The sequence below is a fragment of the Thermococcus sp. GR6 genome, assembly GCF_012027415.1.
Lineage (GTDB): Archaea > Methanobacteriota_B > Thermococci > Thermococcales > Thermococcaceae > Thermococcus > Thermococcus onnurineus.
On sequence record NZ_SNUM01000001.1, the window covers coordinates 835294 to 853228 of the forward strand.

The window sequence follows — 17935 nt, forward strand, 5'->3', positions numbered from 1 at the left end:
CCATATTCATCTTGATGGTGAACACCTTTAACTTTTTCACAGCATCAGGTCTTCCTTCGTTAGATATCCCTCCAAGTAAAGTCCACCGAGGAAGGCTTGACCGACGTTTATTCCGTTGTCGCCCCTCGGCACCTCGTAGGTCGAGTAGAATCTCAGACCATTGGCCTCCACTATCTTCCTCACCGTCTTCACGATAAGCTCGTTGAACGCAACACCGCCGCTGATTCCGACGTTCTTAACCCCAAACTCTTTGGCTTTCTCCACTGCTATCTCTGCGAATGCCCTTCCAAGGGCCAGGTGAACTGAATAGGCCACGTCCGCAGGAGAGGCATTGATCTCAAGCGCCTGCTGGAAGAGCTCCTCCACCTTTATCAGTTCGCCCTCCACAGGAACGCTGAAGCCGAGGTCGTTCTTGCCGCGCATGGCGAAGCTTTCAAGCTTCATTGCCGGCTCGCCTTCGTAGTGCCTTCTGTAGGCTACATTGAGCAGAACAGAGAAGGCATCGAGCACCCTGCCCGTAGATGATGCGTAACTCGTGTTTACCTCTTTCGCCAGCTGGGTGAGGACGACGTTGAATTCAACCTTTCCGTAGCGGAGGCTTTCGATGGCCTTTGGACAGCACTTCTCTATTACCTCTTCCAGCTCCTCTATGCCGTATACCTTGCTTAAAATTCCCATCAGAGCCCTCAGTGGATAGTAGCTCGCCAAATCACCGCCGGGAAGTGGATAGTAATCTATGTGCGCCAGCCTTTCAACATCCTCGTAGGAGAGGTAGATCACCTCGCCGCCCCACGTGTGCCCGTCCGTTCCGTATCCGACTCCATCGACCGCTATGCCGACTATTTCGTCAAGGTTGTGCTCCGCCATGATCGAGGCTATGTGGGCGTAGTGGTGCTGGACCTGCAGGAACTCGACGCCGAGTTCATTGGCCATTTCCATGGCGAGCTTGGTGGTGTTGTAGCTTGGGTGGAGATCGGCCACGATTAAATCGAAGTCCCTAACCCTGAGAATCCTCTTGAAGTGCTCCACCGCCTCGCGCATGAACTCAAGGACTTCCACCTTCGACGTATTTCCTATGTACTGACTCGGATAAACCTTACCGTTTTTGGCCACTCCGAAGGCGTTCATGAGCTCTGCACCGACCGCCAATCCCCTATAGTCGAAGGGGATCTCTATTGGAAGCGGGACGAAGCCGCGGGAACGCCTTATAACTGCCCTCCTCCCGTTGACAAATCTGACAACGCTGTCGTCAGCCCGGTTGAGTATCTTCCGGTTATGGAGAAGGAAGTAGTCGGCAACGTCCTTCAGCTCCTCGAAGGCCCTCTCGTTGTCCTTGACCATTGGCATGCCCGGATAGTTGGCGGAGGTCATGACGTAAACCGGAGTCTTGGAATAGTGGAAGAGGATGTAGTGGGTGCCGGCGTAGGGGAGCATCACACCGATGGTGTGCAAGCCGGGAGCGAGGTTTTCCGGAAGCGGGAAGGGCTCCTTCTTGCGGAGCGTCATGATGGGTCTTCTGTAACTCTTCAGTTCCTCTAGCTCTTCCGGGGATATGAAGGCGAACTCCTCTATAGTTTCCACGTCCTTCGCCATTATTGCGAAGGGCTTCTGTGGCCTGTGGGTTCTCTTCCTTAGCTCGGCAACCACATCTTCCCTCGTCGCGTCGCAGGCTAAATGGATCCCGCCGATCCCCTTGATGGCCACGATGTAGCCATTATCTATCAGCTCCGCGGCCTTTTTCAGCGGGTCGCCTATGAGCTCCTCACCGTCGTTGGTGTATAACCGGTAGCTCGGCCCGCAGACCGGACAGCAGACGGGCTCGGCGTGGTAACGCCTGTTCAAGGGATCTTTGTACTCGCTCTCGCAGAAGTCGCACATCGGGAACTCTCTCATTGTTGTGTTCACGCGATCATAAGGTAAATCCTCAATAATTGTGAACCTCGGGCCGCAGTTAGTGCAGACGATGAATGGGTACATATAGCGCTTGTTGGTTGGGTCGAAGAGCTCCCTTAGACAATCCTCACATATGGCTATGTCTGGCGGGATTATCGAGTCTCCTCCGCTCCCTCCTTGGGAGCTCTTCTCGATGTAAAAGCGGTCAAAGCCCTGAATCGGAATCTCCTTCTTTTTAATCTTCTCGATCTTAGCTAAAGGGGGGAGCTTCTCTCTCAGATCTAGCAGAAACGCGTCTATATCCTTCTCATGACCCTCAACGACGATCTCAACACCTGCATCGCCGAGATTTTTGACGTAGCCCCTTAAACCATGCTCATGAGCTATCCTGTAAACGAACGGTCGGAATCCAACCGCTTGAACGATGCCCTGAACGTGAAGTCTGTAAGCCTTCATTCCTCTCACCGCTTTCTTCTTGGTTTTTACAGTCTTTATAGGTTTCTAAAACCAAAAGTTAAAAACTTGGAAGGAGTTTTGAACCTCTGGTGTCAGAACAAAGCCCCATATTTGTAAAAGATGCTGCATGTTCCCTCATAGGACACCATGCATGGCCCTATCGGCTGTCTTGGAGTGCAGGTCTTCCCAAAGTGTGGACACTGTGGAGGGAGTGCCAATCCGCGCAGAATGGCACCGCAAAGACAACCCTTTTCAAGGTCGGGAAGCTTCGGGACTTCTGGATCATAGTATGTCCTTATCTCCAGCTCTTTCCACTCCTTCTTGAGTTCGAGTCCGCTCTTGGGCATCACACCTAGAGCACGCCATCTGGCGTCTTTAACCTCAAAGAACTTGTCCACAAGCCGCTGGGCTGTAACATTGCCCTCGTATCTGACGGCCCTGGTGTACTCGTTGATGATTCTTGCTTCACCAGCTTTGACCATCTTAAGGAGTAGCAGAATCGCAAGTAACATATCCACTGGTTCGAAACCAGCTATAACCTGCGGAATGCCATATTCGGTGGTTATATATTCCCATCCCTTGACCCCAATTATCGTTGAGACGTGGCCGGGATCTATTAATCCGTGGAACTTTGTGCCCTGCTTCACTAGAGTTTCAACTGCGGGGGGCGTTAGGCGGTGAACGGAATATATTTTGAAGTTCTCAAGCCCTTCCTCAACAACAGAGTTGAGCATCCCAGCGGCCGGTGCAGTGGTGGTTTCAAAACCTGGACTAAAGTGAACCACTGTTTTGTCGGGATTTTCCTTGGCAAGTTTGTATGCATCATAGATAGAATATACTATCCTAACGTCATAGCCTTCGCTCTTTAGGTCGGCGAAGCTTCCTCTTGGGGTTGGTATCTTGTACATGTCCCCAAATGTCGTGAGAATTATTCTCTCGCCTTCTTCATGAGCTTGGCGCATTATCTCTTGCATCTTGACTATGTCTTCGACCGGCGTTATGCAGACGGGACAGCCGGGGCCACTGACGATTTTGACATTCTCTGGAAGTAGTGACCGGATTCCGCTTCTCGTTACAGTGTCCTCATGGGTTCCGCAGACGTGCATGAAACGAACCTCTTCGAGACCATTTGCCTCTTCGTGGATTTTTTTAACGATTTTTTGGGCCAGTCCTCGATCCCTGAACTTCTCGAGCATCTCAATACCCCCGTGGGAGTTCCTCGCCCCGGGTTATTCTGAACACCTCGTCCCATGCTTCGAGTATCTCTTTAGCGCGCTCCTCGTCCAGCTTCTCTATTGCAAAGCCTGTATGCACGATCACGTAATCGCCAACCTCAACATCAGGAAGCAAATCAAGGCGAGCTTCCCTCTTTACGCCCCCGAAATCAACAATCGCAACGTTTCCGTTGATCTCAAGAACCTTAGCTGGAACTGCCAGACACATTTTTCTCACCTGTTTCTAGGTTTGTCCGGGACTTTTTAAATGTTGCATAAAAAAGAATTTCATATAACCTCAACTAAAGGGAGGATTCTCTAACTGCGAATTCTAGTTCTAACTTAAGGCCTGATCACACTCACAAATCAAAAATTCCAAAGAATAGCAGATTTGATATCCTTTAGGAATTATAATTATTCTATTGAGTGAATTGAATTATTTAAATTGCCGTAACTTTTTTATATAACGCCAATGACCTCGCAGTCAGTACTATACGGGGAGTGCTGGGGATGGACACTAAGGAACGGATATTGAAAGCTGCAGAAGAACTCTTTGCCGAGAAGGGCTACGATAAGACCACCGTTGATGAAATCGTTGAGAAAGCTGGAGTTGCTAAGGGCACTTTCTACAACTACTTTAAGAGTAAAGAGGAATTGATAAAAATCGTTGCTCTCCAGTCTCTGCCATACTCAGCAATACGAGAGGAGCTTGAAAAAGAGCATGAGGACCTCACTGATTTTCTGCACAGTATTGCAAAGGCGTACATCGTATATTACTGCGATCCTGTTCTGAGATCCCTGTTTTTCTACACGCTGGCTGTTAAGGGTAAGATAAGAGAGGTTGAGGAAATTCACAGGAAATTCTGCACAGAGGCGATTTCCAAAGGTGCCAAGAAGATATCACAGCTCGCAAACGTGGATGAAAAAACTGCCATGGTTGTTTTTAAGGCGTTTTATGGGGCCTTATTTTCGAGACTTGTTTTTGCTGAGTATTCGTGTATCCCCGATGTTGATTATGTTTCGGAACTCATCCAGCTTATAGAGAAAAGCTTGAAAAACTAGCACTTTTTATGAATAATTTTTTGGATATTCTGCTGGTTATTGAACTATTTTATGCATCCTAATGGAAGTGCGAACGAAAGTAAATACAATTATTAACCAATATTGACGCTTGATTAGATATCCGTTTAACTTTGGGTGCCTTTTCGTGTCCATCTAGTAATTGGTATTCAAATTGTTGTCATGCATATGTGAATTGTTACGAATTTTAGCATTATCATGCTGATCTGAATACTATGATTTCTATAGACTGAAAAATCCACACTTTTAGTCACTATATGACTAAATGGTCATAAATTTACACTGGAAAATCAATTATGTGTACAACATAATGTTAGAGAAAATTATTTAAATGGTCCATTACTCACACCATCTGAATAAACTGACTAGTCAGTCATCACGGGTTGGTGATGCATATGGCAGAAAAGCTCGTATCAGTGGTGTGTCCGTGGTGTTCCGTTGGTTGTAGATTCTACATAGTAAACGTCAATGGCTACCCAAAGAAGATCGAGTTCGACTACGACCACGACATCAGGAACCACGGCAAGCTCTGTCCAAAGGGTGTCGCAGCCTTCCAGCACCTCAGGCATCCAGACAGGCTTAAAAAGCCCCTTAAGAGGGTTGGCGAGAGGGGTGAAGGCAAGTTCAAGGAAATAAGCTGGGAAGAGGCTATTAAGGAAATCGCACAGAAGCTCAGTGAAATCAAGGAGAAGTATGGTCCAGAGGCTCTTGCCTTTCTCGGAAGTGAAAGGTGCTCCATAGAGGAGAACTACGTTCTTCAGAAGCTGGCAAGGGCTTTGGGAACCAATAACATTGAATATGTGTGTAGGATGTGTCAGTCAACGGCTGTTGCAGGTAAAGGAATGGTTCTTGGACACCCCGGCCTGACGAACCCCTTCGAGGACATTCTTAAGGCCAAAGTCATCGTCCTTTGGGGATACAATCCAGCCGCAACTAATCCGGTCTTCTTCGGCCAGTACATTGAGAAGGCAATTCTCGACAACAACGCCACCCTCATTGTCGTTGACCCAAGAAAAACGAAAACAGCCAAGTACGCGGACATGCACCTGCAGCCATATCCTGGAACCGACCTTGCCATTGCCTTGGCTATGCTCAACGTCATAATCACCGAGGAGCTCTACGATAAGGACTTCGTGGCGGAGCGCGCGGAGGGCCTTGAGGAGCTCGCCAAGACCGTCGAAAAGTACACTCCAGAATGGGCTGAGAAGGTCAGCGGCGTTCCTGCCGAGCTCATAAGGAAGGCCGCAATCACCTTTGCAACGGCTGGAACTGCCGCCCTGCTGACGAACGAGGGAGTGAACCAGCACGCCAACGGAACGAGGACAGTTATGGCCCTCACTGAGATGATGGTTCTCTGCGGCTACTTCGGAAAGGAGGGCGTTATGTCTGGAGCGATACCAGGTGCCCACAACGGTATGGGCGCTGGACTCATGGGGGTTGAGCCAGACGGGCTGCCAGGAAAGTTCCCGCTTCATGCTGAGGAGCACAGGAGAAGAATTGAGGAAGTGTGGGGCTTCAAGATTCCGGAGAAGCCTGGAATCACTTACGTTGAGATGATCGACGCAATCCTTGAGGGCAAGCTCAAGGCCCTCTACGTCATGGGAACTAACCCTGCTAAGGCCCTTCCAAACCTTAAGAAGGTCGAGGAGGCCTTTAAGAACATCGAGTTCCTTGTCGTCCAAGATATTTTCCTCACTGAGACTGCGAGATACGCTGACATAGTCCTTCCAGCGGCTGCATGGTTCGAGAAGGATGGAACTGCCATAAGCTTTGAGAGAAGGGTTCAGAGGAGCTTCAAGGCTGCTGATGCGCCAGGAGAGGCCAAACCAGACTGGGAAATCCTTGTTATGCTCGCTAAGGAGCTCGGTCTCGGAGAGTACTTCAACTACTCCGATGTAGACGACATCCTGAGAGAGATAAACAGAACGATCCCATTCCTCACCGGTGCAACACCAGAGAGGCTCAAGAAGAACCTCAAAGGGTGTATGATACCATGTCCAGACGAGAACATCGAGACCCCAAGACTCTTTGTCCAGGGCTTCCTCACGCCAAATGGAAAGGCTCAGCTCATTCCTGTGGAATATAAAGAGCCTGGTGAAGTTCCCGATGAGGACTACCCATTCTGGCTCACCAACTACAGGTTCGTTGGTCAGTTCCACACTGGAACTATGAGCCACAGAAGCAAGAGCCTGAACAAGAGATGGCCTGGTGAGTATATTGAAATCAACGAGAACGACGCGAAGAGGCTCGGCATAAAGGACGGTGACCTTGTAAAGGTCGAGACTAGGAGGGCAGCACTGGTTCTCAGGGCCAAGGTTACACCGCACATCCGGGAGGGTGTCGTTGCCGCGCCGTGGCACTGGGACTTCAACTACCTGACTACGGACGTCCTCGACGAATACGCCAAGATGCCGGAGCTGAAGACGGCCGCATGTAGGATCTCCAAGGTTGAGGGGTGATTTAAATGAGCAAGAAGATATTTATCGATTTTAAGCGCTGCATTGCCTGTAAGGCCTGTGAAGTCGCCTGTGAAATGGAGCATGGAGAAGCGAGGATTAGGGTTTTTGAGTTCCCTGACTTGACCAGCGTCGCCTTCAACTGCCGCCACTGTGAAAAGGCCCCGTGTATGGAGGTCTGTCCAGTCAACGCGCTCTCCAAGGACGATGATGGCGCAGTCGTTCTCGACCCCCTCAAGTGTATCGGCTGTCTCATGTGCGGTCTGGCCTGTCCATTTGGCATTCCAAAGATAGACGAGTACAACAAGATAATGGACAAGTGCGACCTCTGTGCCCACAGGAGAGCCGAAGGAAAGCTTCCAGCTTGTGTCTCAGCGTGCCCAACTGAGGCCCTCAAGTACGGCGACATAAACGATGTCCTCTGGGCCAGAGAAGGAAAGATAGTCGCCGAGCTTAAGGACATCGGGGATAGAACCAACGTCCTTGAGGCCTACATCATCAGATGAAAGGAGGTGCCGAGATGAACACCTCTCCATTCATCATATCTTTTTTGATTCCACTGCTCCTCGGTCCGCTCCTGTTCAAATTAGACGGTAGAAAGGCCGATGTATTCATGCTTATCTCCGTTGTGTCTTCCTTCCTGGCTAATCTGGTTGGAGTCCTCGAATACCTAAAGATTGGTGGCGCTCATCACATCGTTTACCTCGAAACTTCTTCCCTCGGTGAGGTCTACGGCGTTATAATCGACCCAATGAGCGTTTTGGTCGGTTTTGTCGTGAGCTTGGCTGGCGTGCTGTTCCTTCTCTACGCGGTGGACTACATGAGCGAGAGGAACAAGCAGCACCCTGTCTACTCTGATAAGGGCAGGTTCTATGCTTGGATGGTCATCTTCGTTGGGGCTACGCTGGCATTCATATACTCCTCCACGACGCTTCAGCTGCTCATATTCTTCGAGATAATGGGACTCGCCTGCTGGGGTGTCGTTGGGTATTATAAGGGCCCAAAAGCCGAGAGGGCTGCATACAAGGCTCTGCTCGTGCCGAACTTCGGTGCGATGGTTGGTCTTTATACTACCGTCGGTATCGGCATCCTCAAGCTCCATGATTTGAGCATCTATGCGCTCCAGAACCTGAATGATGAGCTCAAACTTCTCGTGTTTCTTGGCGTAATGGTTGCGGCATTTACCAAGAGCGCCCAGTTCCCACTCTATTCATGGCTTCCGGACGCGATGGTAGCGCCGACACCGGCAAGCGCCTTCCTCCATGGAGCAGCAATGGTTGAGATGGGCGTCTATCTGCTCGCCAGGGTCACCCAGTTCATGCAACCGATTCCGGAGACAGCTTTCTACGTTATGCTCGTCTTCGTGTCGCTAACTTTACTCATAGCAATTCTCTACTACCCGCTCCAGAAGGACGCCAAGAGACTCCTTGCTTATTCAACCATAGCAGAGGCAGGAGTGATGTACGTTGGCGTGCTCTATGCCGTGCTCGGCTCTGTCTATGGTCTCCAGGCGGCCATGTTCCAGCTGGCTAACCACGCTTTCGTCAAGGGTCTTGCCTTCCTCACCGCGGGAACCTTCAGTTACGCTTTTGGAACGCTCGACATGGAGAAGATTAAGGGCCTCGGAAAGCTCGTTCCGGTCGTTGGTGCAAGCTGGTTCTTAGCCCTTCTCGGCCTGGCTGGAGTTCCTCCGCTCGGTCTGTTCTTCAGCAAGGCGTATCTCTTCATGAACGCGTCTTCAATAACCAGCTGGGTTGGCTGGATTCCGCTCTTCCTAGTGTTGGCCGATGCCACGGTTTTCCTTGCGGTATCTCTCGGATGGATTAAGAGGATGGTATTCAGCGAGCCCCTCCAGGAGAGTGCAGAAGTTTCCCCGCTGATGCGCTTTGTCCTCGTAGTCCTAATAGTCCTGTCCATCGTTGCGCCGTTCCTAAGCGTGAAGCTCGTGACTCAGATAGGGTTCATGGGGTGATGCGGGATGATGGAAATTCCGATCGCGCTCTACTCGCTCTCAGCGATTTCCGGCCTGGTTGGGGACTTTAAGCGGAGCATTAAGATTTCGAGCGTCTTCTCAGCCATAGCATCCTTATCCCTCCTGGGCATAGCTGCCCATGCCCTATCCAGGGGGCTTCCCGTTCAGGAGAGCTTTTTGGGCATTCCCCTAATCATAGACAGCCTCTCCCTCCCGTTCATGTTCATCATCGCCCTGCTCAGCCTTGTGGTTTCAGTGTACTCCATTTCATATATGGAAGTCCACAGAGATACCGGAAGACCACTGGCGTACACCCTCCTCTACGGCACGTTCGTGCTGTCGATTGTATTCGTGGCTCTGACGTCAAACCTGCTCTGGTTCGTCTTTTTCTGGGAGATGATGACCCTAACTTCCTTCGTCTTCGTGAGCTGGAGGGAGCAGGACGCTGGAATTAAATACCTCCTCACGATGCAGCTCGCCAACACGGTGCCCCTCTTCGTGGCCCTCGGCATAATCTACTCCGCCACTGGAAGCTTCAGCGTTGATTACGCCACGCTCAAGGAGGTTGCATCTTCCCTTTCTCCAGTCCAGCTCAAGCTGCTCTACGCGATGTTCCTCGTGACGTTCCTTGCGAAATCTGGAAGCGTGCCCTTCCAGTTCTGGGTGCCCGATGCCTACGAAGCCGCTCCCAGCAATATAGCCTCGCTGATGGCCGGCGTCATGGAGAAGATGGCGGTTTACGGTCTGATAAGGCTCCTCTGCAATGCCCTGCCATGCAGTGAAGGCATTGGTTACGTTCTCGTTATCGTCGGCATACTTACCATGACCTTCGGAACCCTCTATGCCCTCAGAGAGACCCACGCGAAGAGACTCCTCGCGTACTCAAGCGTTGGACAAATGGGCTACATCTGGTTCGCGGTGGGCATGGGTATGGTCTTCCTGACGATGGGCATGGAGAGCCTGGCTTACCTGGCCTTCCTCGCCGGAGTCTTCCACTCCTTCAATCACACCCTCTTCAAGGGGCTGCTCTTTCTCATCTCGGGCAACTTCGAGTACTCCGCCGGAACCGCTGACCTCAACGAGCTGGGCGGTCTGAGGAGGGCAATGCCGTACTCGTCGCTCTTCACCGTCATAGGTGCGCTCTCCCTCGCTGGAGTGCCCCTCTTCAGCGGTTTCCTCTCTAAGTGGATGATTTACCAGGCCGGCTACTACTCTGGAATCGGCCTCTTCGTCTTTGGCTCCGTAATGGCGGTGTTTATGAGCGCCGTAACCTTGGCATATTCGCTCAAGCTCTACACCTCTGCCTTTGGAGGCGAGCCAAACAAGTGGACTGAAAATGCTATTGAAGTGCCATCGAGCATGCTCCTTGGTGAGGGAATCCTGGCTTTAATCTCGCTCGTCATTGGAGTGTTCCCTGTCATCGCTTATCCACTCTTGACGATTTCAGTGAAGGGAAGCGTTGCCGTTACCATGAGCTCAATATCCACAGGCTTTGATTACTTCTCGCCGATAGCCCTTCTCCTTGTGGTTTCATTCGTTGCAGTTGCTTCGTACTTCGTCCTCAGGCCAAAGACCTTCGATGTCAAACCTTGGAACACTGGAGCGCTTTTCCTGCCGGAGGAGAGGTATGGAGCGAAGGCCAGGGACTATTACAGGCAGTACTTTACCGAGATGGAGGGCCTCTACAAGCTTGGAAGCGCCGCTGGCAAGGTCGGAAGAGTCCTTCTCTCTGCTCTGATGTCCGTCTACCTCGTTCTCGCCAGGGGCCTCGTCTACACCGGCAGGGAGAAGAAGCGCTCCTTCACCCTTGACGAGCTTCGCCACCGCACCGTCAGGTACCTGGACGAGGCATTCTTCGCGCCGATGATGGATCTAGTCAAAAACATCGCCGTGCTGGCAGCGGGCATCTCGGTGTCCATGAACGAGCTCTTCCTGGCTTCAATGCTGACCACGGTGATAATACTCGCACTTCTTGTGTTGTGAGGTGATGGTGATGGACTACGTAAGCATTATCGCCGCTCCAATCGTCCTCTTCCTCCTTCCACCGTTCCTTGACGGAATAGGGAGAAGGATAAAGGCGAGGATTCAGTACAGGAGAGGACCGCCTATAATGCAGACGTTCTACGACCTCGAAAAGCTTCTCAAGCTGTCGTCAGTGCTTCCCACTGACAGCCCAATCTTCAGGCTGGCCCCGTACATAGCCCTGGCATCTGCCATTGCCGGCGGCCTAATGCTTCCCTTTGGAAGCGAGCCGGTGTTGGCTTTTGGAAAGAGCCTCATAGTGTTCTTCTACGTCATGGCTATGGTCAGCGTAGTGATGATACTTGCTGCTTTCTCCGTCCAGAACGCGTTCTCGCACATAGGCGGACACAGAGAGGTCATGCTGATACTCTCGATTGAGCCAGTGCTGGCCGTCGTCTTCGGTGTCCTGGCATTCAAGCTTGGAACGCTCAACGTCGCTGAGATGCCCTTCAGTGCTAACCTCTCGCTTTCCGTTGCCCTAGCTTACATCTTGCTGGCTTACACGGTCTACGTTGAGGGCGGATTCGTTCCATTTGACATAGCTGAGGCAGAAACCGAAGTAATCGGGGGCCCGCTCACCGAGTACAGCGGAAGGCTCCTCGGAGTCTTCAAGTACGCCCTGCTCGTCAAGAGGGTTGTCCTGCTCTGGTTGCTGGCGTCTATGATTGTGATTCCCGCCATGAGGTCTCTCGGTATAACAAGCTCAATGGCACTGCTCGTCGCCCAGCTGGTCGTTACGTTTCTGCTTTATTCGCTTGCCGTGGCCGTTGAGGCTGCAAACGCCCGCCTGAGGATCGACCAGGCGGTTTCCCTTAACAAGAAGGTCTTCCTGATGTCCCTTGCTGTCCTGATAATAGCGCTGGTGGGGTGGTGAATTATGGAGTGCAGCGTGTGTGCGGGTGGATGCAGATCGGCTGAAGTTGAGGACGTCCTTGAGGATGGTCATCTAAAGGAATTCGTGGAGAAGTTTAGGAGGGTAATCTTCGAGTGCAAGAAGCTGACGAGGAACCAGTACCTGTTCGTCGTTGATAGGGAGGCACTTCCGGAGATGGTCCTCCACTGGCACAACCATCCCGAGCTGAAAGAAACCCACTTCTCGATGGGAATAGGAACCGATGAGAGGAACATCACCGGAAAGTTCGCCTACGCTCCGGTGATAAACGTTGCCGTTGAGCCTGGAAACGGGGAGAGGAACTACTGGGTTATTCTGAAGGCCTACCTCGACGAGGACAACCCGGAGTTCCCCTCCATAGCCGCGAAGCTTCCAGCAGCCCTCTGGGCGGAGAGGGAAGTCTATGATCTGCTTGGCTTCAACCCCAAAGGCCATCCCGACCTGAGGCGGCTCATTCTTCCAGAGGACTGGCCGGAGGGTGTTTACCCGCTCAGGAAGGACCATGACTACAAGGCCTCGCCAATGGACACTCCAAAGTGTTACTACAAGCCCGGGCCGCCCGACACGATGACGGTTCCGATTGGTCCGTACCACCTGGCGCTCGACGAGCCAGCCCACTTCAGGATATTCGTCAAGGGGGAAACGGTGGTTGACGTTGACTATCGCGGTTTCTACTCCCACAGGGGAATTGAGAAGATAGGAGAGGGAAGACTGACCTACAATCAGGTGCTCTTCATAGCCGAGAGGATATGTGGAATCTGTGGCTTCCAGCACTCGACGAGCTACGCCCAGGCGGTTGAAAACATAGCCGGCGTTGAAATCCCCGAGAGGGCCATGTACATAAGGACGATAATGCTGGAGATAGAAAGGATTCACTCCCACATGCTCTGGGCTGGTGTTGCGGCTCACCTGACGGGCTTTGACACGGGATTCATGCACGCTTGGCGCGTCAGAGAGCCCGTCATGTGGCTCGCAGAGAGGCTCACAGGAAACAGGAAGACCTACGGAATCAACATCGTCGGAGGAGTTAGGAGGGACTTCCTCGACTACCGCAAGGAGATGATAATGGAGAAGATCAAGGAGCTCAGGAGGCAGGTCGAAGAGTTCATCGAAATAGCGACCGGTACAGCAACCTTCGTCAAGAGGGCTGAGGGAGTTGGGATTCTGCCGTACAAGGTGGCCAAGGCTTACTCAGTCCTTGGTCCGAACGGCAGGGCCAGTGGGAGGAACATTGACATTAGAAGGGACCAGCCGTTCGCGGCATACAAGGATTTGGACTTCAAGGTTCCAGTCTACAAGGAGGGCGACGTCTTGGCAAGGTTCCTCATCAGGATGGACGAGGTGCTCGAAAGCATCTGGATAATCGAGCAGGCCATTGACCAGATGCCCGGAGGAGACGTCTTTGTGCCGATAGGAGAGCTCCCGGAGTATGGAGAGGGTCTTGGTTACAGTGAAGCTCCAAGGGGTGAAGTCATCCACTACGTCATGACTGACAAGAAGAACAAGGTCTACCGCTGGAAGGTCAGGGCGCCGACTTACAACAACCTGCCCGCCGTTCCAGAGATGCTCAAGGGCTACAGCGTCGCCGATGCCCCGCTCATCATAGCGAGCATAGATCCGTGCTACTCCTGTACGGAGAGGGTTCAGATAGTGGACGTTGAGACCGGAAAGGCCCAGACCCTGAACGAGCAGCAGTTCAACATGCTCTCAATACAGAAGGGCAAGGGGGTGGCCTGATGGCCCAGGCGATTTCGTTCACCGACAGGCTCAAGTTCTGGAAGCGGCCAGAGGAGGACGTTAAGAAGGCTCCCGTCACGACTCCTTATCCTTTTGTTGATATCGAAAAGCCGCCGGAGTACAGGGGCATACCCCACATAGACCCTCACCTCTGCATTGGCTGTGGCGCCTGTGTTAGGGCCTGTCCACCAGACGCGCTCACGATAGAGTGGGACTTCGAGAACGGGAGGAAGAGGATAGTCTTCAACGCCGCGCGCTGCATAAGGTGCCATCGCTGCGTCGAGGTTTGTCCAACCGGTGCGATGCAGGGCACAACGAGGTTCGAGATAGCGACGCCGAACAAGGAGGACCTCATCGAGGTCGTTGACCACAAGCTCTACAGATGCCCGCGCTGTAGGCAGTACGAGGAGTTCACCGAGAGGCAGATACAGAAGATGTTCCAGATTCTTCCAAAGGAAGTTATTGACCAGCACGGCATAGCCGAGAGGGCTTTTCTCTGCAGGGAGTGCAGGATGGAGGAGAGCGCCAAGACCTTGGCGGTTCAAGGGCCCTATGCGGATAGCCTTCTCCTTTCCCTCTATCCGAGAGGCTCAAAGGTGATGGGTGAGAGGAGATGAGCGGGTTGAAGTCCGTTTGGGTCTTCCACGTTGACAGTGGGAGCTGCAACGGCTGCGACATAGAGATACTCGACGTGCTCACGCCCTACTACGACGCCGAGAGGCTCGGAATAAAGCTCGTGCCGAGTCCAAGACATGCCGATGCCCTCCTCGTTTCAGGCCCACTCACGAGGCAGACTTACTACGCTGTCAAAGCCGCCTACGAGGCGATGCCGCCGAAGCCGAGGATAGTTGTGGCCATAGGCACCTGCGCGTCCAGTGGCGGTATATTCTACAACGGTTACCCAATCTACAACCCGAACCCGGAGAGGGGAAGCGACAGGCTCAGGACGGGTGGAATAGAGGTTCTTTTGGCGGAGTACGGGAAAAAGCCCGACATGTACATACCAGGATGCCCACCGAGTCCAGAGGAGATACTATATGGACTGGCCCAGCTTCTCGGCCTGAAGGAGAAGAAGATGAAGGGCGAGTACTACTACGCAGACGAGATTGAGTTCGTTCTTCCAGAGAGACCGATTGAGGAGAGGATTTACCTGACGCTCAGAGAATCCCTGAGGCGCGTCGTGGGGTACTTCGACAGGGAGAAGGTTCTCGAGGACTTCATGGCCCTCGTGAAAAAGGCCCAGGAGAGCGAGAACCCGAGGGAGAGGCTCCACGAGCTAGTCATCGGCTACTTCCTGAGGGAGAAGGACTCCCGTGTGAAGTTCGCGATAAGGTTCCTCGAAAACGAGTACTGGAGGTTGAAGGATGCCTACGAAAAGAGGCACCTGGCACTTGTTAAAGCTGGTGTACGTTAATCCACCTTACGTCTCGAAGGCGATGGCACACTTCGCTGGCGACATTGCTGTGTTAGAGGAAATAGGCACGCTGAATGAGAAAAGCGTCGAGATAATCAAGGAGAGCCTCGGGGCAAAGGGAAACGAGATAGACCTGTCTATAGGCGACCTTATACTGATACCAGTGGAAAGGTTGCCCGAGGACGATAGGAAGCTCCTCTTAAAGGTCGCCCAGGAGCTTGGGGCGGACGCCAAGCTCAAGATAGTGAGGAGGTGAGGGTATGAGCCTTGAGTCCCAGTTCTTCCTCCTGATGAAGTTTGTGATACCGGTTTATCTGCTGGCTTTCATCGTCTATGCCGTCAGAGCCTTCAAGGGCCCAACGATAGCGGATATAATCCTCGCCGTTGACTGTCTCTCCTTCGATGTAGCAGCGTTCATGGCCATCCTTGCGGTTTACTTCAAGAGCGTTTACTTAGTGAGCGGGGCGATGATTCTGGCACTGTGGGGCTATCTGCTGGATATCTACATCGCCAAGCACCTGGTGAGCAAGGAGGTGGGAGCATGAGCGCTCTGTTCTACATAGGGGCGCTCCTGATAGTCATAGGCGCCCTCTGCGATTTCTTCGGAGCGTTAGGATTACTCCGCTTCCCTAACTTCTACGTTAGGCTGCACGCCGCGACCGTGGGTATCATTGGCGGTGCAGCGGTTCCGCTCTTCGGCGTTGCCCTGCTTGCCCTCGGTGCTGACTTCCTGCCCAACAGGTACGCCATAGCGGGAGCGAGCTTCATCACCGGGGTGATAGTGCTCCTTGCTTCCCCAGCTGGAAGCCACGCTTTGGCCTACGCCGCCCACAGGGCCAAGCTCATAGAGTGGAAGCCCAAAGTGGACCACCTCGGGGAGGTGAGGGAGAGTGATTGAAGTTCATCTGCTCATCCTCAGCCTTGCCCTCATCCTGGGATTCATAGCCAGCTATCTAGCGGTGATGGAGAGGGATCTGCTTAAGGCAGTGGGCTTTTCCTCCGTCCAGGCAATAGCCTACGCCATAGCCTTCTACATCCTAATGGCGCCGGACATAGTTCTCGCCTACATAGCGATAGCCGTGGGAATATACTCCGCCCTGCTGATATTCGCCATCAGCAAGACCGAGAGGTACGAGGTGGTGTGAATGAGGGGCAAAGGCCTCATCACGGCGGTTATAATCCTGACCTTCGCCGCGCTCATGACTTACGCCGTGGTTTCTCTCCAGGTCTTCGGTGAGGGTACTGGAGTTAGACCCCTTGGCGAGTTCTACCTTGAAAACAGCTATTTCGGGGATTACTCTGCCAGGAGTCCGGAGGTTATCACCTCAATCCTCTGGGACTACCGTGGCATTGACACGCTCTTCGAGACTGCAGTGTTCTTCCTCGCAATAATAGGCAGCCTGACCGTCTTCAGGCTCACCAGGGAGCAGGAGAAAGAAGTCAAGAAGGCTGAAAGCACTCCAACCGAGCTGACGCCAATAGTGAAGGACGTTACTAAAGTTATCGTCGTCATGATTCTTGCCGTTTCAGCTTCAATAGCCCTGCACGGTCACTTAACGCCTGGAGGAGGCTTCCAGGGCGGTTCGGCATTGGCTGTGGCACCACTCCTCATAATAGCGGCATACTCAAAATACACTCTGGAAGGCCACGGTATGGACAAAACCAGAGCTTTAATCCTTCGTTCCATCGGACTGCTTGGCATAGCCCTGGTTGCTTTGGTTCCCCTCCTCAGCGGCGGCTTCATCATGCAGAACCAGCCAATATTCCCAGCTGAGATTGGAGGTCAGCTTATCGGTGGTTCCCTAATCTACTACAACTTCTTCGAGTTCCTGGCTGTTGGCGCTGGATTCACGGCGGTATTCCTCCTCCTGAGCATACCAGAGGAGAAGTTCAAGAAAATCCTGGGGGTGAAGAAATGACCACTTCAGAGTTTCTGTGGGCTTACCTTTGGGTCGTCTTACTGCTCACGCTGGCGGTATCGCTGTACGGCATAATCGCTAGACCGAACATGCTGAAGAAAATCATATCCCTCACGATACTCGGCGATGCCGTCAACGTCATGGTCGTTCTCATAGGCTACCGCCTCACCTATCCAATCGCCCCACCGATACTGCCATCGCTCTCAAAGGAAGCATTGGAAGGGTTCGTGAGCTCTGCCGTTGACCCGCTTCCTCAGGCGCTCGTCATTACCGCCGTCGTCATAGGAATGGCAGTAAACATGCTCCTCGCGGTGCTGGCGATACAGCTCTACCGCCTTTACGGCACGCTCGACGTGAGGGAGATAGCGAAGAGGGGTGGTGAGGAATGAGGGGGGTCATTTCAACGGCCCTGCTCGCGTTCATCACGTACATAATCTTCTCTGGTTCAAGCAGCCCCTACGACCTGTTCACTGGAGCAGTTGTGGCAATAGGAGTGGGGCTGCTGATGGGGAAATACGTTGTCCAGAATGATGCCAAGGCCATGAATCCAGTGAGGTGGCTGTGGGGACTCGTGTACTTCCTCTGGTATATGCTCGTGGCAGAAACGAAGTCCCACATAGACGTCATAATCAGGACTATCACCGGCAACTACAACCCCGGAATTGTGAAGGTGCCTATTGGTGTCGAGACGAGCTACGCCAAGACCCTCGTGGCGAACTCCATAACCAACACACCCGGAACCGTTGTGGTGGACATGGACGAGAACTATCTCTATGTGAACTGGATTGACGTGACGACTCTGGACCCTGAGAAGGCTAAGGGAGAAATCTCGGCAGACTTTGAGAGGTTCGCGAAGAGAATATTCGAGTGAGGTGAGAGG

At 52.6% G+C, this 17935-nt stretch carries 19 protein-coding genes; 16 read left to right on the forward strand and 3 right to left on the reverse strand.

What is annotated here, in order from left to right:
- Positions 1–36: 36 nt before the first annotated feature.
- The 3 genes from hypF to E3E32_RS04650 all read right to left on the reverse strand — a co-directional run bounded on the left by hypF (position 37) and on the right by E3E32_RS04650 (position 3792).
- Positions 37–2349, reverse strand: coding sequence for a carbamoyltransferase HypF (hypF, locus tag E3E32_RS04640; protein WP_167730508.1), 2313 nt, complete (start codon positions 2347–2349; stop codon positions 37–39).
- A 92-nt stretch (positions 2350–2441) separates the two neighbouring features.
- Positions 2442–3545 carry a hydrogenase formation protein HypD gene (gene hypD / locus E3E32_RS04645; protein ID WP_167730509.1) on the reverse strand — a complete coding sequence of 368 codons (1104 nt, stop codon included), beginning with the start codon at positions 3543–3545 and terminating at the stop codon, positions 2442–2444.
- A gap of 1 nt (position 3546) precedes the next feature.
- Complete coding sequence (locus E3E32_RS04650; RefSeq protein WP_167730992.1) at positions 3547–3792, reverse strand: HypC/HybG/HupF family hydrogenase formation chaperone; 246 nt, start codon at positions 3790–3792, stop codon at positions 3547–3549.
- A gap of 281 nt (positions 3793–4073) precedes the next feature.
- On the opposite strand from E3E32_RS04650, the gene E3E32_RS04655 reads away from it, so the two are divergent.
- The 16 genes from E3E32_RS04655 to E3E32_RS04730 all read left to right on the forward strand — a co-directional run bounded on the left by E3E32_RS04655 (position 4074) and on the right by E3E32_RS04730 (position 17926).
- Entirely contained in the window at positions 4074–4625 is a 552-nt protein-coding gene (locus tag E3E32_RS04655; RefSeq protein ID WP_167730511.1) for a TetR/AcrR family transcriptional regulator, read from the forward strand.
- Between the two features lie 407 nt (positions 4626–5032).
- A complete protein-coding gene (fdhF, locus tag E3E32_RS04660) occupies positions 5033–7102 on the forward strand; it encodes a formate dehydrogenase subunit alpha (protein ID WP_167730513.1) in 2070 nt (689 codons plus the stop codon).
- Positions 7103–7107: 5 nt separating this feature from the next.
- On the forward strand, positions 7108–7605 hold the full coding sequence (locus tag E3E32_RS04665; RefSeq protein WP_167730515.1) for a 4Fe-4S dicluster domain-containing protein: 498 nt from the start codon (positions 7108–7110) through the stop codon (positions 7603–7605).
- A gap of 14 nt (positions 7606–7619) precedes the next feature.
- On the forward strand, positions 7620–9071 hold the full coding sequence (locus E3E32_RS04670; protein WP_167730516.1) for a hydrogenase 4 subunit D: 1452 nt from the start codon (positions 7620–7622) through the stop codon (positions 9069–9071).
- A 6-nt stretch (positions 9072–9077) separates the two neighbouring features.
- On the forward strand, positions 9078–11054 hold the full coding sequence (locus tag E3E32_RS04675) for a complex I subunit 5 family protein (RefSeq protein ID WP_167730518.1): 1977 nt from the start codon (positions 9078–9080) through the stop codon (positions 11052–11054).
- A gap of 4 nt (positions 11055–11058) precedes the next feature.
- Positions 11059–11967 carry a respiratory chain complex I subunit 1 family protein gene (locus tag E3E32_RS04680; protein WP_240910564.1) on the forward strand — a complete coding sequence of 303 codons (909 nt, stop codon included), beginning with the start codon at positions 11059–11061 and terminating at the stop codon, positions 11965–11967.
- A 3-nt stretch (positions 11968–11970) separates the two neighbouring features.
- Positions 11971–13722 carry an NADH-quinone oxidoreductase subunit C gene (locus tag E3E32_RS04685; protein WP_167730520.1) on the forward strand — a complete coding sequence of 584 codons (1752 nt, stop codon included), beginning with the start codon at positions 11971–11973 and terminating at the stop codon, positions 13720–13722.
- Positions 13722–14339, forward strand: a complete 618-nt coding sequence (locus E3E32_RS04690) for an NADH-quinone oxidoreductase subunit I (RefSeq protein ID WP_167730523.1) — start codon at positions 13722–13724, stop codon at positions 14337–14339. Before E3E32_RS04685 ends, E3E32_RS04690 begins: the two co-directional genes overlap by 1 nt.
- Positions 14336–15136 carry an NADH-quinone oxidoreductase subunit B family protein gene (locus E3E32_RS04695; RefSeq protein WP_167730524.1) on the forward strand — a complete coding sequence of 267 codons (801 nt, stop codon included), beginning with the start codon at positions 14336–14338 and terminating at the stop codon, positions 15134–15136. The genes E3E32_RS04690 and E3E32_RS04695 overlap by 4 nt, the downstream gene beginning before the upstream one ends.
- Complete coding sequence (locus E3E32_RS04700; protein ID WP_167730526.1) at positions 15126–15392, forward strand: hypothetical protein; 267 nt, start codon at positions 15126–15128, stop codon at positions 15390–15392. Before E3E32_RS04695 ends, E3E32_RS04700 begins: the two co-directional genes overlap by 11 nt.
- Positions 15393–15396: 4 nt before the next feature.
- Entirely contained in the window at positions 15397–15681 is a 285-nt protein-coding gene (locus E3E32_RS04705) for a monovalent cation/H+ antiporter complex subunit F (RefSeq protein ID WP_167730528.1), read from the forward strand.
- A complete protein-coding gene (gene mnhG / locus E3E32_RS04710; RefSeq protein WP_167730529.1) occupies positions 15678–16034 on the forward strand; it encodes a monovalent cation/H(+) antiporter subunit G in 357 nt (118 codons plus the stop codon). The genes E3E32_RS04705 and mnhG overlap by 4 nt, the downstream gene beginning before the upstream one ends.
- Positions 16027–16281, forward strand: a complete 255-nt coding sequence (locus E3E32_RS04715) for a hydrogenase subunit MbhD domain-containing protein (protein WP_167730531.1) — start codon at positions 16027–16029, stop codon at positions 16279–16281. The genes mnhG and E3E32_RS04715 overlap by 8 nt, the downstream gene beginning before the upstream one ends.
- On the forward strand, positions 16282–17055 hold the full coding sequence (locus E3E32_RS04720) for an MnhB domain-containing protein (RefSeq protein ID WP_167730533.1): 774 nt from the start codon (positions 16282–16284) through the stop codon (positions 17053–17055).
- Positions 17052–17444 carry a sodium:proton antiporter gene (locus E3E32_RS04725; protein ID WP_167730535.1) on the forward strand — a complete coding sequence of 131 codons (393 nt, stop codon included), beginning with the start codon at positions 17052–17054 and terminating at the stop codon, positions 17442–17444. Before E3E32_RS04720 ends, E3E32_RS04725 begins: the two co-directional genes overlap by 4 nt.
- Positions 17441–17926 (forward strand): Na+/H+ antiporter subunit E, encoded by a 486-nt coding sequence (locus E3E32_RS04730; RefSeq protein ID WP_167730536.1) that lies wholly within the window; start codon positions 17441–17443, stop codon positions 17924–17926. Before E3E32_RS04725 ends, E3E32_RS04730 begins: the two co-directional genes overlap by 4 nt.
- Positions 17927–17935 lie beyond the last annotated feature (9 nt).

Bases quoted from the DNA above. Each gene is read 5' to 3' on its own strand.
- hypF (WP_167730508.1), bottom strand. From the start codon at position 2,349: ATGAAGGCTTACAGACTTCACGTTCAGGGCATCGTTCAAGCGGTTGGA.
- hypD (WP_167730509.1), bottom strand. From the start codon at position 3,545: ATGCTCGAGAAGTTCAGGGATCGAGGACTGGCCCAAAAAATCGTTAAA.
- E3E32_RS04650 (WP_167730992.1), bottom strand. From the start codon at position 3,792: ATGTGTCTGGCAGTTCCAGCTAAGGTTCTTGAGATCAACGGAAACGTT.
- E3E32_RS04655 (WP_167730511.1), top strand. From the start codon at position 4,074: ATGGACACTAAGGAACGGATATTGAAAGCTGCAGAAGAACTCTTTGCC.
- fdhF (WP_167730513.1), top strand. From the start codon at position 5,033: ATGCATATGGCAGAAAAGCTCGTATCAGTGGTGTGTCCGTGGTGTTCC.
- E3E32_RS04665 (WP_167730515.1), top strand. From the start codon at position 7,108: ATGAGCAAGAAGATATTTATCGATTTTAAGCGCTGCATTGCCTGTAAG.
- E3E32_RS04670 (WP_167730516.1), top strand. From the start codon at position 7,620: ATGAACACCTCTCCATTCATCATATCTTTTTTGATTCCACTGCTCCTC.
- E3E32_RS04675 (WP_167730518.1), top strand. From the start codon at position 9,078: ATGATGGAAATTCCGATCGCGCTCTACTCGCTCTCAGCGATTTCCGGC.
- E3E32_RS04680 (WP_240910564.1), top strand. From the start codon at position 11,059: ATGGTGATGGACTACGTAAGCATTATCGCCGCTCCAATCGTCCTCTTC.
- E3E32_RS04685 (WP_167730520.1), top strand. From the start codon at position 11,971: ATGGAGTGCAGCGTGTGTGCGGGTGGATGCAGATCGGCTGAAGTTGAG.
- E3E32_RS04690 (WP_167730523.1), top strand. From the start codon at position 13,722: ATGGCCCAGGCGATTTCGTTCACCGACAGGCTCAAGTTCTGGAAGCGG.
- E3E32_RS04695 (WP_167730524.1), top strand. From the start codon at position 14,336: ATGAGCGGGTTGAAGTCCGTTTGGGTCTTCCACGTTGACAGTGGGAGC.
- E3E32_RS04705 (WP_167730528.1), top strand. From the start codon at position 15,397: ATGAGCCTTGAGTCCCAGTTCTTCCTCCTGATGAAGTTTGTGATACCG.
- mnhG (WP_167730529.1), top strand. From the start codon at position 15,678: ATGAGCGCTCTGTTCTACATAGGGGCGCTCCTGATAGTCATAGGCGCC.
- E3E32_RS04720 (WP_167730533.1), top strand. From the start codon at position 16,282: ATGAGGGGCAAAGGCCTCATCACGGCGGTTATAATCCTGACCTTCGCC.
- E3E32_RS04725 (WP_167730535.1), top strand. From the start codon at position 17,052: ATGACCACTTCAGAGTTTCTGTGGGCTTACCTTTGGGTCGTCTTACTG.
- E3E32_RS04730 (WP_167730536.1), top strand. From the start codon at position 17,441: ATGAGGGGGGTCATTTCAACGGCCCTGCTCGCGTTCATCACGTACATA.